Annotated in this window: 13 protein-coding genes and 1 pseudogene; 9 read left to right on the top strand and 5 right to left on the bottom strand. The window is 64.7% G+C overall.

Annotated elements, in window-relative coordinates; genetic code table 11:
• The 3 genes from amn to ACQKPE_RS23440 all read right to left on the bottom strand — a co-directional run.
• Positions 1–960 (bottom strand): AMP nucleosidase (gene amn / locus ACQKPE_RS23450; protein WP_427669075.1); only part of this gene is annotated, 960 nt, incomplete at its 3' end.
• Positions 961–1,144: 184 nt separating this feature from the next.
• Positions 1,145–2,788, bottom strand: coding sequence for an acyl-CoA dehydrogenase family protein (locus ACQKPE_RS23445; RefSeq protein ID WP_427669074.1), 1,644 nt, complete (start codon positions 2,786–2,788; stop codon positions 1,145–1,147).
• A gap of 89 nt (positions 2,789–2,877) precedes the next feature.
• Complete coding sequence (locus ACQKPE_RS23440) at positions 2,878–4,872, bottom strand: sensor histidine kinase (protein ID WP_427669073.1); 1,995 nt, start codon at positions 4,870–4,872, stop codon at positions 2,878–2,880.
• Between the two features lie 265 nt (positions 4,873–5,137).
• Here ACQKPE_RS23440 and ACQKPE_RS23435 point away from each other — a divergent pair, with 265 nt between their 5' ends.
• The 8 genes and pseudogenes from ACQKPE_RS23435 to lnt all read left to right on the top strand — a co-directional run bounded on the left by ACQKPE_RS23435 (position 5,138) and on the right by lnt (position 12,694).
• A complete protein-coding gene (locus ACQKPE_RS23435) occupies positions 5,138–5,935 on the top strand; it encodes a hydroxymethylpyrimidine/phosphomethylpyrimidine kinase (RefSeq protein ID WP_427669072.1) in 798 nt (265 codons plus the stop codon).
• Positions 5,936–5,949: 14 nt separating this feature from the next.
• Positions 5,950–6,573: a thiamine phosphate synthase gene (gene thiE / locus ACQKPE_RS23430; protein ID WP_427669071.1), complete on the top strand. Its 624-nt coding sequence runs from the start codon at positions 5,950–5,952 to the stop codon at positions 6,571–6,573.
• 17 nt (positions 6,574–6,590) lie between these two features.
• Positions 6,591–7,874 carry a glutamate-1-semialdehyde 2,1-aminomutase gene (hemL, locus tag ACQKPE_RS23425; RefSeq protein ID WP_427669070.1) on the top strand — a complete coding sequence of 428 codons (1,284 nt, stop codon included), beginning with the start codon at positions 6,591–6,593 and terminating at the stop codon, positions 7,872–7,874.
• Between the two features lie 175 nt (positions 7,875–8,049).
• On the top strand, positions 8,050–8,601 hold the full coding sequence (locus tag ACQKPE_RS23420) for a tetratricopeptide repeat protein (protein ID WP_427669069.1): 552 nt from the start codon (positions 8,050–8,052) through the stop codon (positions 8,599–8,601).
• Positions 8,602–8,839: 238 nt separating this feature from the next.
• The gene (locus ACQKPE_RS23415) at positions 8,840–9,838 is read left to right on the top strand and encodes a PhoH family protein (RefSeq protein WP_427669068.1); all 999 of its coding nucleotides are present in this window, start codon (positions 8,840–8,842) and stop codon (positions 9,836–9,838) included.
• Positions 9,831–10,304 carry an rRNA maturation RNase YbeY gene (ybeY, locus tag ACQKPE_RS23410; RefSeq protein WP_427669067.1) on the top strand — a complete coding sequence of 158 codons (474 nt, stop codon included), beginning with the start codon at positions 9,831–9,833 and terminating at the stop codon, positions 10,302–10,304. Before ACQKPE_RS23415 ends, ybeY begins: the two co-directional genes overlap by 8 nt.
• A gap of 26 nt (positions 10,305–10,330) precedes the next feature.
• Positions 10,331–11,168: pseudogene (locus ACQKPE_RS23405) on the top strand (HlyC/CorC family transporter).
• A gap of 8 nt (positions 11,169–11,176) precedes the next feature.
• Positions 11,177–12,694 carry an apolipoprotein N-acyltransferase gene (gene lnt, locus ACQKPE_RS23400; protein ID WP_427669066.1) on the top strand — a complete coding sequence of 506 codons (1,518 nt, stop codon included), beginning with the start codon at positions 11,177–11,179 and terminating at the stop codon, positions 12,692–12,694.
• Between the two features lie 60 nt (positions 12,695–12,754).
• Here the strand turns inward: lnt and ACQKPE_RS23395 are convergent, their stop codons facing one another.
• The gene (locus ACQKPE_RS23395) at positions 12,755–13,516 is read right to left on the bottom strand and encodes a YdcF family protein (protein WP_427669065.1); all 762 of its coding nucleotides are present in this window, start codon (positions 13,514–13,516) and stop codon (positions 12,755–12,757) included.
• A 131-nt stretch (positions 13,517–13,647) separates the two neighbouring features.
• Positions 13,648–13,962: a hypothetical protein gene (locus ACQKPE_RS23390; RefSeq protein WP_427669064.1), complete on the bottom strand. Its 315-nt coding sequence runs from the start codon at positions 13,960–13,962 to the stop codon at positions 13,648–13,650.
• A 236-nt stretch (positions 13,963–14,198) separates the two neighbouring features.
• Here ACQKPE_RS23390 and ACQKPE_RS23385 point away from each other — a divergent pair.
• The coding region (locus ACQKPE_RS23385; RefSeq protein WP_427669063.1) for a class I tRNA ligase family protein at positions 14,199–14,584 on the top strand (386 nt) is incomplete at its 3' end.

Below are 14,584 nucleotides of genomic sequence, written 5' to 3'. Positions count from 1 at the left end.
CGCTTGCTCGGTGCTGTCGGTCGCGCGGCGGCCGAGTACTTCGAGCACGTGCCAGCCGTACTGGGTCTTGAACGGGCGGGTGACCACGCCTTGCTTGGCGTTGGACGGGCCAACGCCGATGTTGACCAGGGTGATGCCGTCGCCATCGGCGGCGATCAGGTGATAGGCCGGCATCTGGTAGCGGTGCCAGACCACGCTGGCCACCAGGGCCTGGGTTTCGCCCTCGTCCATGCCCTTTTCAATCACCACGTTGCCTGGCAGCACCATGCGCACGAAACGCGGGTCGTCACGCAGTTGCTCCAGGCCATGGCCAATGAACTGGTCGACGTAGCGGTGGTAGTTGGTCAGCAGGATCCACGGCTGCATGTGGCGCCAGTCGCTGCCGGTGTAGTGCACCAGGCGGCGCAGCGAGAAGTCCACACGGGCGGCATCGAACAGCGCCAGCGGCAGGGTGTCGGCGTTGCCCCAGTCGTAAAGGCCGTCGGCAATGTTGTCGGTGGCGGCGGACAGGTCGGTGCTGGGGAACACCCGCGCCAGCTGGGCGGCGGTAATGCCGCTGCCGGCCAGCTCGTCGCCCTGGTCGACGACATAGGGGTACGGGATGTTCTGCTCGCTGACGCCGACCTCGAGGGTGACGGTGTAGTCGCTCATCAACGGGCGCAGTTGCTCCAGCAGGTAGCCACGAAAGGCCGCAGGCTGGGTGACGGTGACGCTGTAGGTACCGGCCACCTGCACCTTGGCGTAGGCGCGGGTGGTGGCGGCGACTTCGCCATGGCTGTAGTAGGTCAGGCGCAGGGCCGGGTAGCGGAACAGCGCGCGTTGGTCCTGGTCGGGTTCGGTGCGGTCCTTGAGGTAGCGCTTGAGGGCCTGGCTGAGGGCCTCGGTGGCCTGTTCGTGCAGGGCCGCCAGACGGTCGACGGCCTGTTCGGGGGTATCAACGACTACAAACGCTTGGCTCACGCTGGGCTTCCTGTCTTCTGGTCATGCGATGTTTCCATCTTGCCTGCCTTTATCGTTAAAAACATCCCCGGTGGTCAGTGGCGGCCTCTTCGCGGGCAAGCCCGCTCCTACAGGTGGCAGCGCCGCTTTCAAATGCGCCGCTAAACCTGTAGGAGCGGGCTTGCCCGCGAAGAAGCCAACGCAATTACAGAGGCGTAGCCCGAGCCACCAGCGCCGCCACATCCACCCCACGCGGCAACGCGCCATACACCCGCCCGCCACCGCCCAGCCGGCTGGCGATGAACGCATCGCTGACCGTGGCATTACCGGCCTCCAGCAACAGCTTGGCCTGCAAGGCCACGGCGATGTCCTCGGTCAGCTGGCGGGCGCGGTACTGGATGTCCTCGGTGTCGCTGAAAGCGTCCTTGAGGTTGCCGATATGCGCCGCCAGGCGCGGGTCGCCATGGCCGTCACCCAGCTCGGCGAACAGCGCATCGAGCACGCCCGGCTCCTTGGACAATGCGCGCAGCACGTCCAGGCACTGCACATTGCCCGAGCCCTCCCAGGTGGAGTTGACCGGCGCTTCGCGGTACAGCCGCGGCAGGATGCTGTCCTCCACATAACCCGCGCCGCCCAGGCATTCGGCGGCCTCGTTGATCATTCCCGGGGCGCGCTTGCAGATCCAGTACTTGCCCACGGCCGTCACCAGGCGGGCGAAATGTGCCTGCTGCGGGTCGTCCAACTGGTCCAGCGCCTGGCCCATGCGCAGGCTCAGGGCCAGCGCGGCCTCGCTTTCCAGGGCCAGGTCGGCGAGCACGTTCTGCATCAGCGGTTGCTCGCCGAGCACGCGCCCACCGACCTTGCAGTGTGCGCAGTGGTGCACGGCCTGGGTCAGGGCCTGGCGCATCAGGGCGCTGGAGCCGACCATGCAGTCGAAGCGGGTCATGGCGACCATCTCGATGATGGTCGGCACGCCGCGCCCTTCCTCACCGATCATCCAGGCCAGGGCGCCACGGAATTCCACCTCGCTGGAGGCGTTGGAGCAGTTGCCGAGCTTGTTCTTCAGGCGCTGGATATAGAACTGGTTACGGTTGTCGTCCGGGCGATGGCGCGGCAGCAGGAAGCAGCTCAGGCCCTTTTCGGTTTGCGCCAGGGTAAGGAAGGCGTCGCACATGGGCGCCGAGCAGAACCACTTGTGCCCCACCAGCTCATAGGCCTGGCCCGGGCCGGGTGCACCCACCGGGTAGGCCCGCGTGGTGTTGGCGCGCACGTCGGTGCCGCCCTGCTTCTCGGTCATGGCCATGCCCAGGGTGACCCCGGCCTTGTGCCGGTCGCCGACATTGCGCGGGTCGTATTCACGGGCCAGGACCTTGGGCAGCCAGTACTGCGCCAATTCCGGTTGCAGGCGAAGGGCTGGCACGGCGGCGAAGGTCATGGTCAGGGGGCACCCGCTGCCAGCTTCGGCCTGGCTGTGCAGGTAGGTCATCGAGGCCCTGGCCACGTGGGCGCCGGGGCGCGGCTCGGCCCAGGGCAGCGAAGGCAGGCCATGCTCGACCGCAGCGCGCATCAGCTCGTGGTAGGCCGGGTGGAACTCCACCAGGTCGATGCGATGGCCGTAGCGATCATGGCTGCTGAACGTGGGCTTGTGGGCATTGGCCAGGAAGCCGGCAGCCATCAAAGGGCCGCCAGCCAGGGCACCGTAGGCGTCGATGCGCGACTCGGCCCAGCCTGCACCGAAGTAGCGCGACCACTCTTGCAAGGGCTGGTCGAGGCGATACAGGTTGGCGCCATCGAGCGATGGCGGCTGGTTGGTCACTTCATGGGTTTCGGCGTACTGGTGCAGGTTCATGAGGGGCTCCCTGGTCAGGTCGGGCCTGGAAAGCCCAGTGAAGCACTCATTCCCGGGGAGTCAAAGTGGCAAAAGCGCCAGTCCTGCCGTCATAGAGCCCGGTCGTTGGTCGTGGCTACCGGGGCCTGGTGCGCCTGCTCTGGCGCCACCGGCACGTTCAGTGTCAGCTCGAAACGGCTGCCAAGGCCACGCGTCGACTCGTGGGACAACTTGGCGCCGATCAATTCCCCCAGTTGCCGGCAAATCGACAGGCCGATACCCAGGCCGCCATAACGCCGGGTCATGGAACCATCGACCTGGAAGAAACGCTGGTAGAGGATCGCCTGGTCGATATCTTCAAAGCCGATACCGCTGTCGCTCACCGTGAGAGCCAGGGCCAGGTTGCCCGGCCCGACCTCGCGCGCCCTGGCCTGGATCATCACGCCACCGTGGTGGGTGAACTTCAGGCCGTTGTCCACCAGGCAGGCCAGGCAGCGCTTTAGCTTTTGCGCGTCGCCCACCAGACGGTCGGGCAGGCCGGCGGGAATATCCAGGCTCAGGTACAGGCCTTTGTGCTGGGCCTTGTCGCTGTATTCAACCCGCAGGTCCTGGAGCAGTTGACGCAGGCTGAACGGCGCACCGTAGGCGCGCACGCGGCCGGCGTGCAGCTCGGTGAGGATGAGGATATCGTCGACCATGGTCATCATGTCCTGCGCCGCGCCCTTGGCGGTGCCCTGGTACTGCGCCTGCTCGGCACACATGGGCAAGGTATGCATCAATTCGAGAGAGCCGATGACACCGTTCATGGGGGTGCGCAGTTCATGGGTCACGGTGGCGAGGAAGTCGTCCTTCAGGCGATTGCTGCGCGCCAGCTGCTGGTTGAGCTGTTCCAGGGTCAGGCCACTGTCGCGCAACGCCCGAGCCTGCTCCTCACGCACGCCGTTGATACGATCGGCCATGGCCAGCGATAGCAGCGCCACCTCGAGCGCCGCACCCAGCTGGCTGGCATACATGGTGAAAAACACATTGGGCAGGTAACCCAGCACCATCAGGGTATTGACCAGCCCGCCCACCAGGAATGCCGACCAGGCGATGATGAACCAGCGTGCCGCCCGCAATCCGCGCAGCCAGGCGAGCACCCCGGCCGCGAAGATCGCCACGGTGAACACCAGGGCCAGGCCCGTCGCCATGCGCAAGGCCAGGCCGTAGGGCATGCTCACGGCCAGCAATATCACGCCCACCCCGGCGGCCATCAACCCCATCAACAGGCGATCGAAACCGCGACTGAGCCTGCCAAGCTGCAGGAAATATCGGGCGAACTGACAACCGAACAGGCCTGCCGCGCCAATGAAAAGCGGCGTCGCGGCGTTGGCCCACCAGGGGTTGTTCGGCCACAAGTAGGCCACACCGGCACCGTTGACCGACACCTGGTAAAGGCTGAACGAGGCGATATAGAGGATGTAGTAGAGGTAACTGACATCACGCACGCTGAGGTAGAGGAACAGGTTGTACACCAGCATCACCAGCAACACGCCGTAGATCATGCCCAGCACGTAGAGCCGGGTGGGTTGTTCTTCTATATAGGCATCGGCGGACCACAAGGTCAGGGGCGCCTGCAACGAGCCCTCGCTTTGCAGGCGCAGGTAGGCGGTCATCACCTGCCCCGGCACCAGCGGCAGCTCGAACAGGTAGTTGTTCTGCAAGATCTGCCGACTACGGTAGGGCAGCGTATCGCCTGTGCGCACAGCCAGACGATAACCGCCATACCCGTCCGGCAAGTACAACTCCACATGATCCAGGGGCGGGTAGGCGAGCTCTAGCAGCCATTGACGCGGCGCGCTCGAACGCTGCTGAGTGAGGCGCAGGTCGAGCTTGATCCACAGCGCCGAGGTGGAATAGCCCGCGTTGAGTACACTGTGGTCATGTTGGCGGAAACGCCCGGCAAACGCCGGGGCGGTGACCTGGGCGATGGTCGCGCTGCCCTCATGATCCTCATGGACCTGCATCAGCTTGCCCAGCGGAAGTTTTCGCGTGGCGTCGTCGAAGTCGACCGCGTTGGCGAACCAGGGCAAGCAGCCCAGCAGCATAATCAGCAAGTAGCGCATACAGCCCCAGCATGGCCTGTCCGGTCGCGTCGCGGTTGCCTCCTATCCTTTTGAGGCGACGCGGGCCCGGCAGGGCCGTTTATCGAGTTGTCAGAGCAATCTAGCATAGCCTCCGGCACTGGCCAGTAGCCACATTAAATTAACTTTGAACAGCTCTAGAACAGCACTTTCAGAAATTTCCGAGTCATATACATGACCATACGGACAGGAATTTTCGCGCAGTGCTCAGCGCTCGCCAAAAGGTTTGGTGGTAAGCTCGCCGACCATGAATATCTACAGCTCCCGCCCCGTTGTCCTCTGTCTCTCCGGCCACGATCCCAGTGGCGGCGCCGGCCTGCAGGCAGATATCGAAGCCCTGATCGCCCAGGGTTGCCACGCCGCACCTGCGGTAACCGCCCTGACCGTGCAGGACACCGTCGACGTTTCCGACTTCCGCGTACTCGACCGCGAGTGGGTGCTGGCCCAGGCCAATGCCGTGCTGGCCGACTCCACGGTCGCAGCGGTAAAACTGGGCATGCTCGGCTCGATCGAGATGGTCGACACCGTCGCCGAACTGCTGGCTGCGCACCCTCACCTGCCGCTGGTCTGCGACCCGGTGCTGCGTGCCGGCGGGGGCGGTCGACTGGGTAAGGACGAGGTCGGCTATGCCTTGCGCGAACGCCTACTGCCCCGGGCCACCATCGCCACGCCGAACCTGCCCGAGGCACGCATCCTCGCCGAACTGCCGCAAGGCACGGCTGACGAGTGCGCGGAAAAACTCCTGCCGTTCTGCCAGCACTTGCTGATTACCGGTGGCCATGGCGACGAGGAAGAAATCCACAACCGCCTGTACAGCCGCGATGGCCAGCAGCACACCTGGACCTGCCAGCGCCTGCCCGGCAGCTACCACGGCTCGGGCTGCACCCTGGCCAGCGCCCTGGCCGGTCGCCTGGCCCTGGGCGAGCAGCTGCAAAGCGCCGTGCGCAGCGCCCTGGACTACACCTGGCGGACCCTGCGCGATGCGGAACAACTGGGCAGGGGCCAGTACGTGCCGCGTCGGCTCCCCCTGGACTTCTGCTCCTGACACGAGGCGCCACCATGAAGCTACGCGGCCTGTACGCGATCACCGATAGCCAGCTGCTCGCTGGCCGTTTCCTGCCCTATGTACAAGCGGCACTGGAAGGCGGCGTGCGCCTGTTGCAATACCGCGACAAAAGCGACGACGCCTCTCGCCGCCTGCGTGAGGCCGAGGCGCTGAAAACCCTGTGCGAACGCTACGGCACCCGGCTCATCATCAATGACGATGCCGAACTGGCCGCGCGCCTGGGCGTTGGTGTACACCTGGGCCAGACCGACGGCCCGCTGACCCCGGCCCGGGCCCTGCTCGGGCGCCAGGCCATCATCGGCTCTACCTGCCACGCCAGCCTCGACCTGGCCGCCCAGGCCGCAGCCGAGGGGGCCAGCTACGTCGCCTTCGGCCGCTTCTTCAATTCCGTGACCAAACCTGGCGCGCCAGCGGCCAGCCTCGAGCTGCTGGAGCAGGCCCGCGCCCAGGTCAAGCTGCCGATCGCCGTGATCGGCGGCATCACCCTCGACAACGCCGCCCCGCTGGTCGCCCATGGCGCCGACCTGCTGGCGGTGATCCACGGCCTGTTCGGTGCCGACAGCGCGCAGGACGTCACCCGCCGCGCCCGCGCCTTCAACGCCCTGTTCGCTTCCTGATTTCGAGAGAAGACCCCATGTCCCGTTCCGAAGCCCTTTTCGCCCAAGCCCAGAAACATATCCCCGGTGGCGTGAACTCGCCGGTACGCGCCTTCAAGAGCGTTGGCGGCACGCCACTGTTCTTCAAGCACGCCGAAGGTGCCTACGTCGTCGATGAAGACGACAAGCGCTACGTCGACTACGTCGGCTCCTGGGGCCCGATGATCCTCGGCCATGGCCACCCTGACGTGCTCGACGCGGTGCGCAACCAGTTGCAGCACGGCCTGTCCTATGGCGCGCCGACCGCCATGGAAACCGAGATGGCCGACCTGGTCTGCTCGTTGGTGCCGTCGATGGAAATGGTGCGCATGGTCAGCTCCGGCACCGAGGCGACCATGAGCGCCATTCGCCTGGCCCGCGGCTACACCGGGCGCGACGCCATCATCAAGTTCGAAGGCTGCTACCACGGCCACTCCGACAGCCTGCTGGTCAAGGCTGGCTCCGGCCTGCTGACCCAAGGCGTGCCAAGCTCGGCGGGCGTGCCGGCCGACTTCGCCAAGCACACCCTGACCCTGCCGTTCAACGACCTCGCGGCGGTGGAAAAGACCCTGGCCGAGGTGGGCAAGACCGTCGCCTGCATCATCGTCGAGCCGGTTGCAGGCAACATGAACTGCGTGCCGCCGGCGCCAGGTTTCCTCGAAGGCCTGCGCGAGCAGTGCGACAAGCACGGCGTGGTGCTGATCTTCGACGAAGTGATGACCGGCTTCCGGGTGTCGCTGGGCGGCGCCCAGGGCTACTACGGCATCACCCCGGACCTGTCGACCTTCGGCAAGATCGTCGGTGGCGGCATGCCGGTCGGCTGCTTCGGCGGCAAGCGCGAGATCATGGGCTGCATCGCCCCGCTGGGCCCGGTCTACCAGGCCGGCACCCTGTCGGGCAACCCGCTGGCCATGGCCGCCGGCCTGACCACCCTGAAACTCATCAGCCGCCCAGGCTTGCACGACGAACTCAGCGCCTTCACAAGCCGCATGCTCGATGGCCTGCAACAGCGCGCCGACGCGGCGGGCGTGCCGTTCGTCACCACCCAGGCAGGTGCGATGTTCGGCCTGTACTTCAGCGGTGCCGACGACATCGTCACCTTCGATGACGTGATGGCCAGCGATGCCGAGCGCTTCAAGCGCTTCTTCCACCTGATGCTCGAAGGCGGCGTGTACCTGGCGCCGAGCGCATTCGAGGCGGGCTTCACCTCCATCGCCCATGGCGACAAGGAGCTGGCCATTACCCTGGATGCCGCCGAACGGGCGTTCGCGGCGCTGAAGTGAGCCAGCGGTCTCTTCGCGGGCAGCCCCGCGAAGAGGCCCACACACACACCAGGCATTAACCTCGCGGCCCCCGCTTTCAGAAATTCGAGTAAAACTTTGTAAGGTAGGCGCTGCTTATCCCATAATGTGCCACCAGACACATTGGCCGTAGCTTTGCAGAGGTAAGTCGATCCCCATGAACCGCACCGGCCGCGCCCTGACCCTGGGCTGCCTGTTGCTTCTTCAGCCCCTGCTGGCCTTGGCGCAGGGCAGTAACTCGTTGCTGATCCCGACGACGGGACGCTGCACCCTCGATGCCCCACCAGAAGCGCTGGAAAACGCCGTAAAGGCTTGCGAAGAGGTTGCCGGCAGCGGGGATGCCCAGGCGCAATACGAGCTGGGCGAGTTCTACTACACCGGCAGCCAGGCGCCCAAAGACCTCGACAAAGCGCTGAACTGGTTCGGCAAGGCCTCGTTGCAAGGCCAGGCGCAGGCGCAGTACCGCCTGGGCAGCATGTTCTTCCATGGCGAAGGCGTGAAGGCCAACAACGTACAGGCCTATATCCTGCTGAAGATCGCGGCGGTCAACGGTGCCGAGGAAGCGCTGGACATGGCCGATGAAGTCACCGAGCAAATGCCTCGCGATGAGCTCGAACACGCCACCCAGGTGCTGGGCCAGATCTTCCGCAAATACCTGCTCGAGCTGCAAAGCGCAGACGGTCGCACGCCCTTCTCGCCACTTCCCTGAGCCCCGACGCACCAACTTCTCCGGCGTCGGCCTGGGCATCACGCATCATCGAATCGTCAACTTCCTTTGCGACACTCCTTCAAGGTCCGACCATTAGCCGGTTGCTGCGCTCATTCATCGTTTGCAAATGGGGCCGACAACCCGTATCGACCCTTGATCGCTTCGGTGCTTCCGCCACCGCCGCTCAAGGGTTATTCTTGAACTCACTCCCATTGCCGACGAGCGGCTAAAAACGACCTTGAACGCTCCCATACAACCCCATCGTTTCACCCTCGAACCCTTCGAGGCCCACCGTTTCGCCAACCTGTGCGGCCAGTTCGACGAGCACTTGCGCCTGATCGAACAACGCCTGGCCATCGAGATCCGCAACCGTGGCAACCAGTTCGAACTGATCGGCGACGCCAAGACCACGTCTGCCGCCGAGCAACTGCTGCGCCGCCTGTATCGCGAAACCAAGGCCACCGACCTGTCGCCAGAAACCGTCCACCTGTACCTGCAGGAATCGGCGGTCGAGAACATCGACAACCCCGCCGTCAACGAAGTCAGCGTTTCGCTGCGCACGCGCAAGGGCAACATCCGCCCACGCGGCGTCAACCAGCAGCGCTACGTGAAGGAAATCCTGGCCAACGACATCAACTTCGGCATTGGCCCGGCCGGTACCGGCAAGACCTACCTGGCCGTGGCCTGCGCCGTGGATGCCCTGGAACGCGAGCAAGTGCGCCGCATCCTGCTGGTGCGCCCGGCGGTCGAGGCGGGCGAAAAGCTCGGCTTCCTGCCCGGCGACCTGGCCCAGAAGATCGACCCGTACCTGCGCCCGCTGTACGACGCACTCTATGAAATGCTCGGCTTCGAGCACGTGGCCAAGCTGATCGAGCGCCAGGTCATCGAGATCGCGCCGCTGGCCTACATGCGTGGCCGCACCCTGAACAACAGCTTCATCATCCTCGACGAAAGCCAGAACACCACCCTCGAGCAGATGAAGATGTTCCTGACCCGCATCGGCTTCGGCTCCACCGCGGTGATCACCGGCGACATCACCCAGGTCGACCTGCCGCGCGGTACCAAGTCGGGCCTGGCCCACGTGATCGAAGTGCTCAGGGATGTCCCCGGCATCAGCTTCACCCACTTCCAGCCCAAGGATGTGGTGCGTCACCCGCTGGTACAGCGCATCGTCGAGGCCTACGACCGCTTCGAAGCCCGCCAGGCCAAGCCCGAGGCGCCCAGCAAAGATGCTTGAACTCGACCTGCAACGGGCGACCGACGCCCCTGCCCCCGATGACGCCGCCTTCCGCCGCTGGTGCGAACTGGCCCTGCGCCAGCGCACAGCCGACTCGGAAATGACCATTCGCCTGGTCGACGAACCCGAAGGCCGAGAGCTGAACCACACCTACCGGCACAAGGACTACGCGACCAACGTGCTGTCCTTCCCCGCCGACGTGCCTGACGAGCTGCTCGACATTCCCCTGCTGGGTGACCTGGTCATCTGCGTGCCGGTGGTCGAGCGCGAGGCAGCCGAACAGGGCAAGGCCCTCGAGGCGCACTGGGCGCACCTGGTTATCCACGGCTGCCTGCACCTGCTCGGCTACGACCACATCGACGACGATGAGGCCGAGGAAATGGAAGCGCTGGAACGAACATTGCTGGCGGAACTGGGTCACCCGGACCCTTACGCCGACGACCACACCGAAACCCTCACACACTGATACAACAAGGATCACGAGTAACCGCCATGAGCGAAGATCGATCGAGCAACGGGCAAAAGTCCTGGTTGGGTAAGCTGACCCAGGCTTTTGCCCATGAGCCCAAGAACCGCCAGGAGCTACTGGAGCTGCTGCGCGAAGCCCATCAGAACAAGCTGCTCGACAGCGAAGCGCTGACCATCGTCGAAGGCGCCATCCAGGTCGCCGACCTGCAGGTGCGCGACATCATGGTGCCGCGCTCGCAGATGATGAGCATCAAGGCCAGCCAGTCGCCACGCGAATTCCTGCCGGCGGTGATCGACGCCGCGCACTCGCGCTACCCGGTGATCGGCGAAAGCCATGACGATGTGCTGGGCATCCTGCTGGCCAAGGACCTGCTGCCGCTGATCCTCAAAGAGCACGGCGACAGCTTCAACATCAAGGACCTGCTGCGCCCCGCCACCTTCGTGCCGGAGTCCAAGCGCCTCAACGTGCTGCTGCGCGAGTTCCGCGCCAACCACAACCACATGGCCGTCGTCATCGACGAGTACGGTGGCGTGGCGGGCCTGGTCACCTGAGGACGTGCTCGAGCAGATCGTCGGCGACATCGAGGATGAACACGACGTCGAGGAAGACAGCTACATCAAGCCACTTCCCAGCGGCGACTTCCTGGTCAAGGCGCTGACGCCGATCGAGAACTTCAACGAGTTCTTCGACAGCGAGTTCTCCGACGATGAGTTCGATACCGTTGGCGGCCTGGTCATGAGCGCCTTCGGTCACCTGCCCAAACGCAACGAGACCACCGAGATCGGCGACTACCGCTTCCGCATTCTCAACGCCGACAGCCGCCGGATACACTTGCTGCGCCTGACACCGATCAGCCGTTAAGGACGAACATGCGCTGGATTTCCCGCCCCGGCTGGCCCGGTAACCTGCTGGCCTTGGCGGCCGGCGCCTCGACCACCCTGGCCCTGGCGCCGTTCGACCTGTGGCCGATCGCGCTGCTGGCCATTGCCGTGCTCTACCTCGGCCTGCGCGAGCTCAGCCCGCGCCAGGCCCTGTGGCGCGGCTGGCACTACGGTTTCGGCCTGTATGGCGCCGGCACCTGGTGGATCTACGTCAGCATGAACACCTACGGCGGCGCCTCGCCGCTGTTGGCCATCCTGCTTTTGATAGCATTCTTCGCCTGCCTTGCCTGGTTCATCGCCCTGCCCGCCTGGCTGTGGGCGCGTTGGCTGCGCCGCAGCGAAGCGCCACTGGCTGACGCCTTGTGCTTCGCCGCGCTGTGGCTGTTGCAGGAAGCCTTCCGCGGCTGGTTCCTCACCGGTTTTCCCTGGATGTACGCCGGCTACAGCCAGCTCGACGGGCCACTGGCAGGCCTGGCACCGCTGGGCGGCGTGTGGCTGGTGTCCTTCACCCTGGCGTTGTCCGCTGCCTTGCTGTGCAACCTGCACCGCCTGCGGGCACGCCCTTCCTTCCTGGCCATTGGTGCGTTGCTGCTGGTGGCGCCATGGGGCATCGGCCTGGCACTCAAAGGCCACGCCTGGACCCGTCCGGCGGGAGACCCACTGACCGTCGCTGCCCTGCAAGGCAACGTCGAGCAGGAGTTGAAGTGGAACCCCGAGCACATCAATGCCCAGCTGGCCCTGTACCGGGACATGAGCTTCAGCTCCAAGCCGGTCGACCTGCTGGTCTGGCCGGAAACCGCCGTGCCGGTATTCAAGGACCAAGCCCAAGGCTACATCGACATGATGGGCAGCTTCGCCGCCAGCCGAAACAGCGCGCTGATCACCGGTGCACCGGTGCGCGAGGTGGTGCACCAGCAGCGTCGCTACTTCAACGGCATCACCGTGGCCGGCGAAGGTGATGGCACCTACCTCAAGCAGAAGCTGGTGCCGTTCGGCGAATACGTCCCCTTGCAGGACATGCTGCGCGGGGTGATCGAGTTCTTCAACCTGCCAATGTCGGACTTCGCCCGTGGTCCGGAGGACCAGCCGCTGCTGCAAGCCAAGGGCTACCAGATTGCGCCGTACATCTGCTACGAAGTGGTCTACCCCGAGTTTGCCGCAGGGCTCGCAGCACGCAGTGACCTGCTGCTGACCATCAGCAACGACACCTGGTTCGGTACCTCCATAGGCCCGCTGCAACACCTGCAGATGGCGCAGATGCGTGCCCTGGAAGCGGGTCGTTGGATGATCCGCGCCACCAATAACGGCGTGACCGCACTGATCGACCCGTTCGGCAAGATCACCGAGCAGATTCCCCAGTTCCAGCGGGGGGTCCTGTATGGCGAGGTGGTGCCGATGCAGCAACTGACGCCTTACCTGCAATGGCGTTCATGGCCGCTGGCGGTGCTCTGCGTGCTGCTGATGGGTTGGGCGTTGCTGGCGGGGCGGATTGCCAAGACGGTGTGATGGCCCAGCCTGTTCGGGTGCTTTCGCGGCGGTGCGGCGAAGAGGCCGGAACAGGCACAGTCAGTAGAACAGCCTATACCCCACCAAACCCGCCACTTCATTGAGCAACTGCCCACTTCGCCACATCGCCCGGCTCTCCGGCAGCAATCCCGCGAACGGCCGCGCATGCGCCCCACCAAGAAACCCCACCGGCGCCGGCACCACCTCGAAACCCACGCGTTCGAAGCTCCAGCGCGCACGCTGCATGTGCCAAGCCTGGGTCACCAGCACCACCCGGCGAACGCCCTGCGGTTGCACCAACTGCGCGCTTAGCTGTGCGTTCTCCCAAGTCGTGCGGCTGGCCTCTTCCTTCCACTTCACCGCCACACCGAAATCCACCTGCAAGCGATCGGCCATCAACTGCGCCTCGCTGGGCGGCGTGCCATAGTGCAGCCCGCCCGTGGTCAGCACCGGCAAGCCCGAGGCCTTGGCCAATTGCGCTGCATAGCGCATGCGCTCTAGCGCCACGCCGGTGGGTTGGTCCTGGCCATCCCAAGCCGGATCGCCACGCTCGCGCCCCGCACCCAGCACCACGATGGCATCGGCACGTGCACCAAGCCCTGCCCACTCCCCGGTAGCCAAAGGCGCCTCGGTCTCGAGCTGGCGCGCCGCCTCCTGTACCACCAGCGGCAGGCTCATCAGCCACAGGCCTCCCAGCCCACAGGTGAAGCAGGCCGCAGCCAGGCCCGGGCGCCGCCGACGCAGCCACCAGGCAGCCAGCAGCAACAGGAACAGCGCACCTGGCGGCATCAACCATTGCTTGATGAAGAACACGATCGGCATCTGCGCACCTCCAGTGAAGGCGTGCAGCGTAAGAGGATCGGCACCGGCCAACAAGTCGGTGGCGGGTGCCGATCAGCAAGATGTGCAACGAAGAACGGCGCAAGCTGGCTCACGCCTCCAATCCTGAACGGCTATCTGGAAGGTTGCGTTCTGGACTTTGATACGACAGCCGGACGTTGCCTGTCCTTGAGCCAAACGATCTTGCCCTTGCCGGGCTCCGATTGCTGGTAGGTACCAGCACTGGCGTAGCGGCTTTCCCCGAGCGTATCCAGGTAGGCCTTTATCACTTGGAACTCCGCGTGGCTCAGACCGCGCAGCTCCAGTTCGGCGGGCATTTCGTCGCGCAATCGCACGGAGGTTCTGGCCACTTCGAGTGCCAGGCCCAGGCGGTCGATCAGGCGTTCGTAAAGCTCCGGCTTGTTTGCAGTTGGTTGCGACTCTCCCATCCGTTCACCTCATTGAAGATAAAATATCTCCCCCACGGATGAGCTTAGCGCCGCTGCGAAAAGCAGCTGCCCGCCGCGACCAACGGCCCGCGCGGCGCCTTTCGCAATCAGGGTTTCCCACGATGCGCGGCGCTCATGTATGCTACGGCGTTCACTCCAACGACACCGCAATGCCGGACGCAGCGAGGTTGCGCTGCCTGGAAACAGGGTCTTTTACCTCTCAGCAAAAAGTAGCCATGCACGAACAATACCAGCCCCGTGAAATCGAAGCCGCCGCCCAGACCTTCTGGGACGAGCAACAATCGTTCGCTGTTACCGAACAGCCAGGCAAGGACACCTTCTACTGCCTGTCGATGTTCCCGTACCCGAGCGGCAAGCTACACATGGGCCACGTGCGCAACTACACCATCGGCGACGTTATCGCCCGCTACCAGCGCATGCTCGGCAAGAACGTCCTGCAGCCGATGGGCTGGGACGCCTTCGGCATGCCGGCGGAAAACGCCGCGATGAAGAACAACGTCGCCCCGGCCAAGTGGACGTACGAGAACATCGAGTACATGAAGACTTCTTCATTTCCTTCTTCCCACAGTTCATCCAGATCACCGAATCGTTCGAAAAAAGC

The organism is Pseudomonas sp. NPDC089554, from assembly GCF_050280645.1.
Classification (GTDB): Bacteria; Pseudomonadota; Gammaproteobacteria; order Pseudomonadales; family Pseudomonadaceae; genus Aquipseudomonas.
This window is presented reverse-complemented; position numbering and strand designations above follow the sequence as displayed.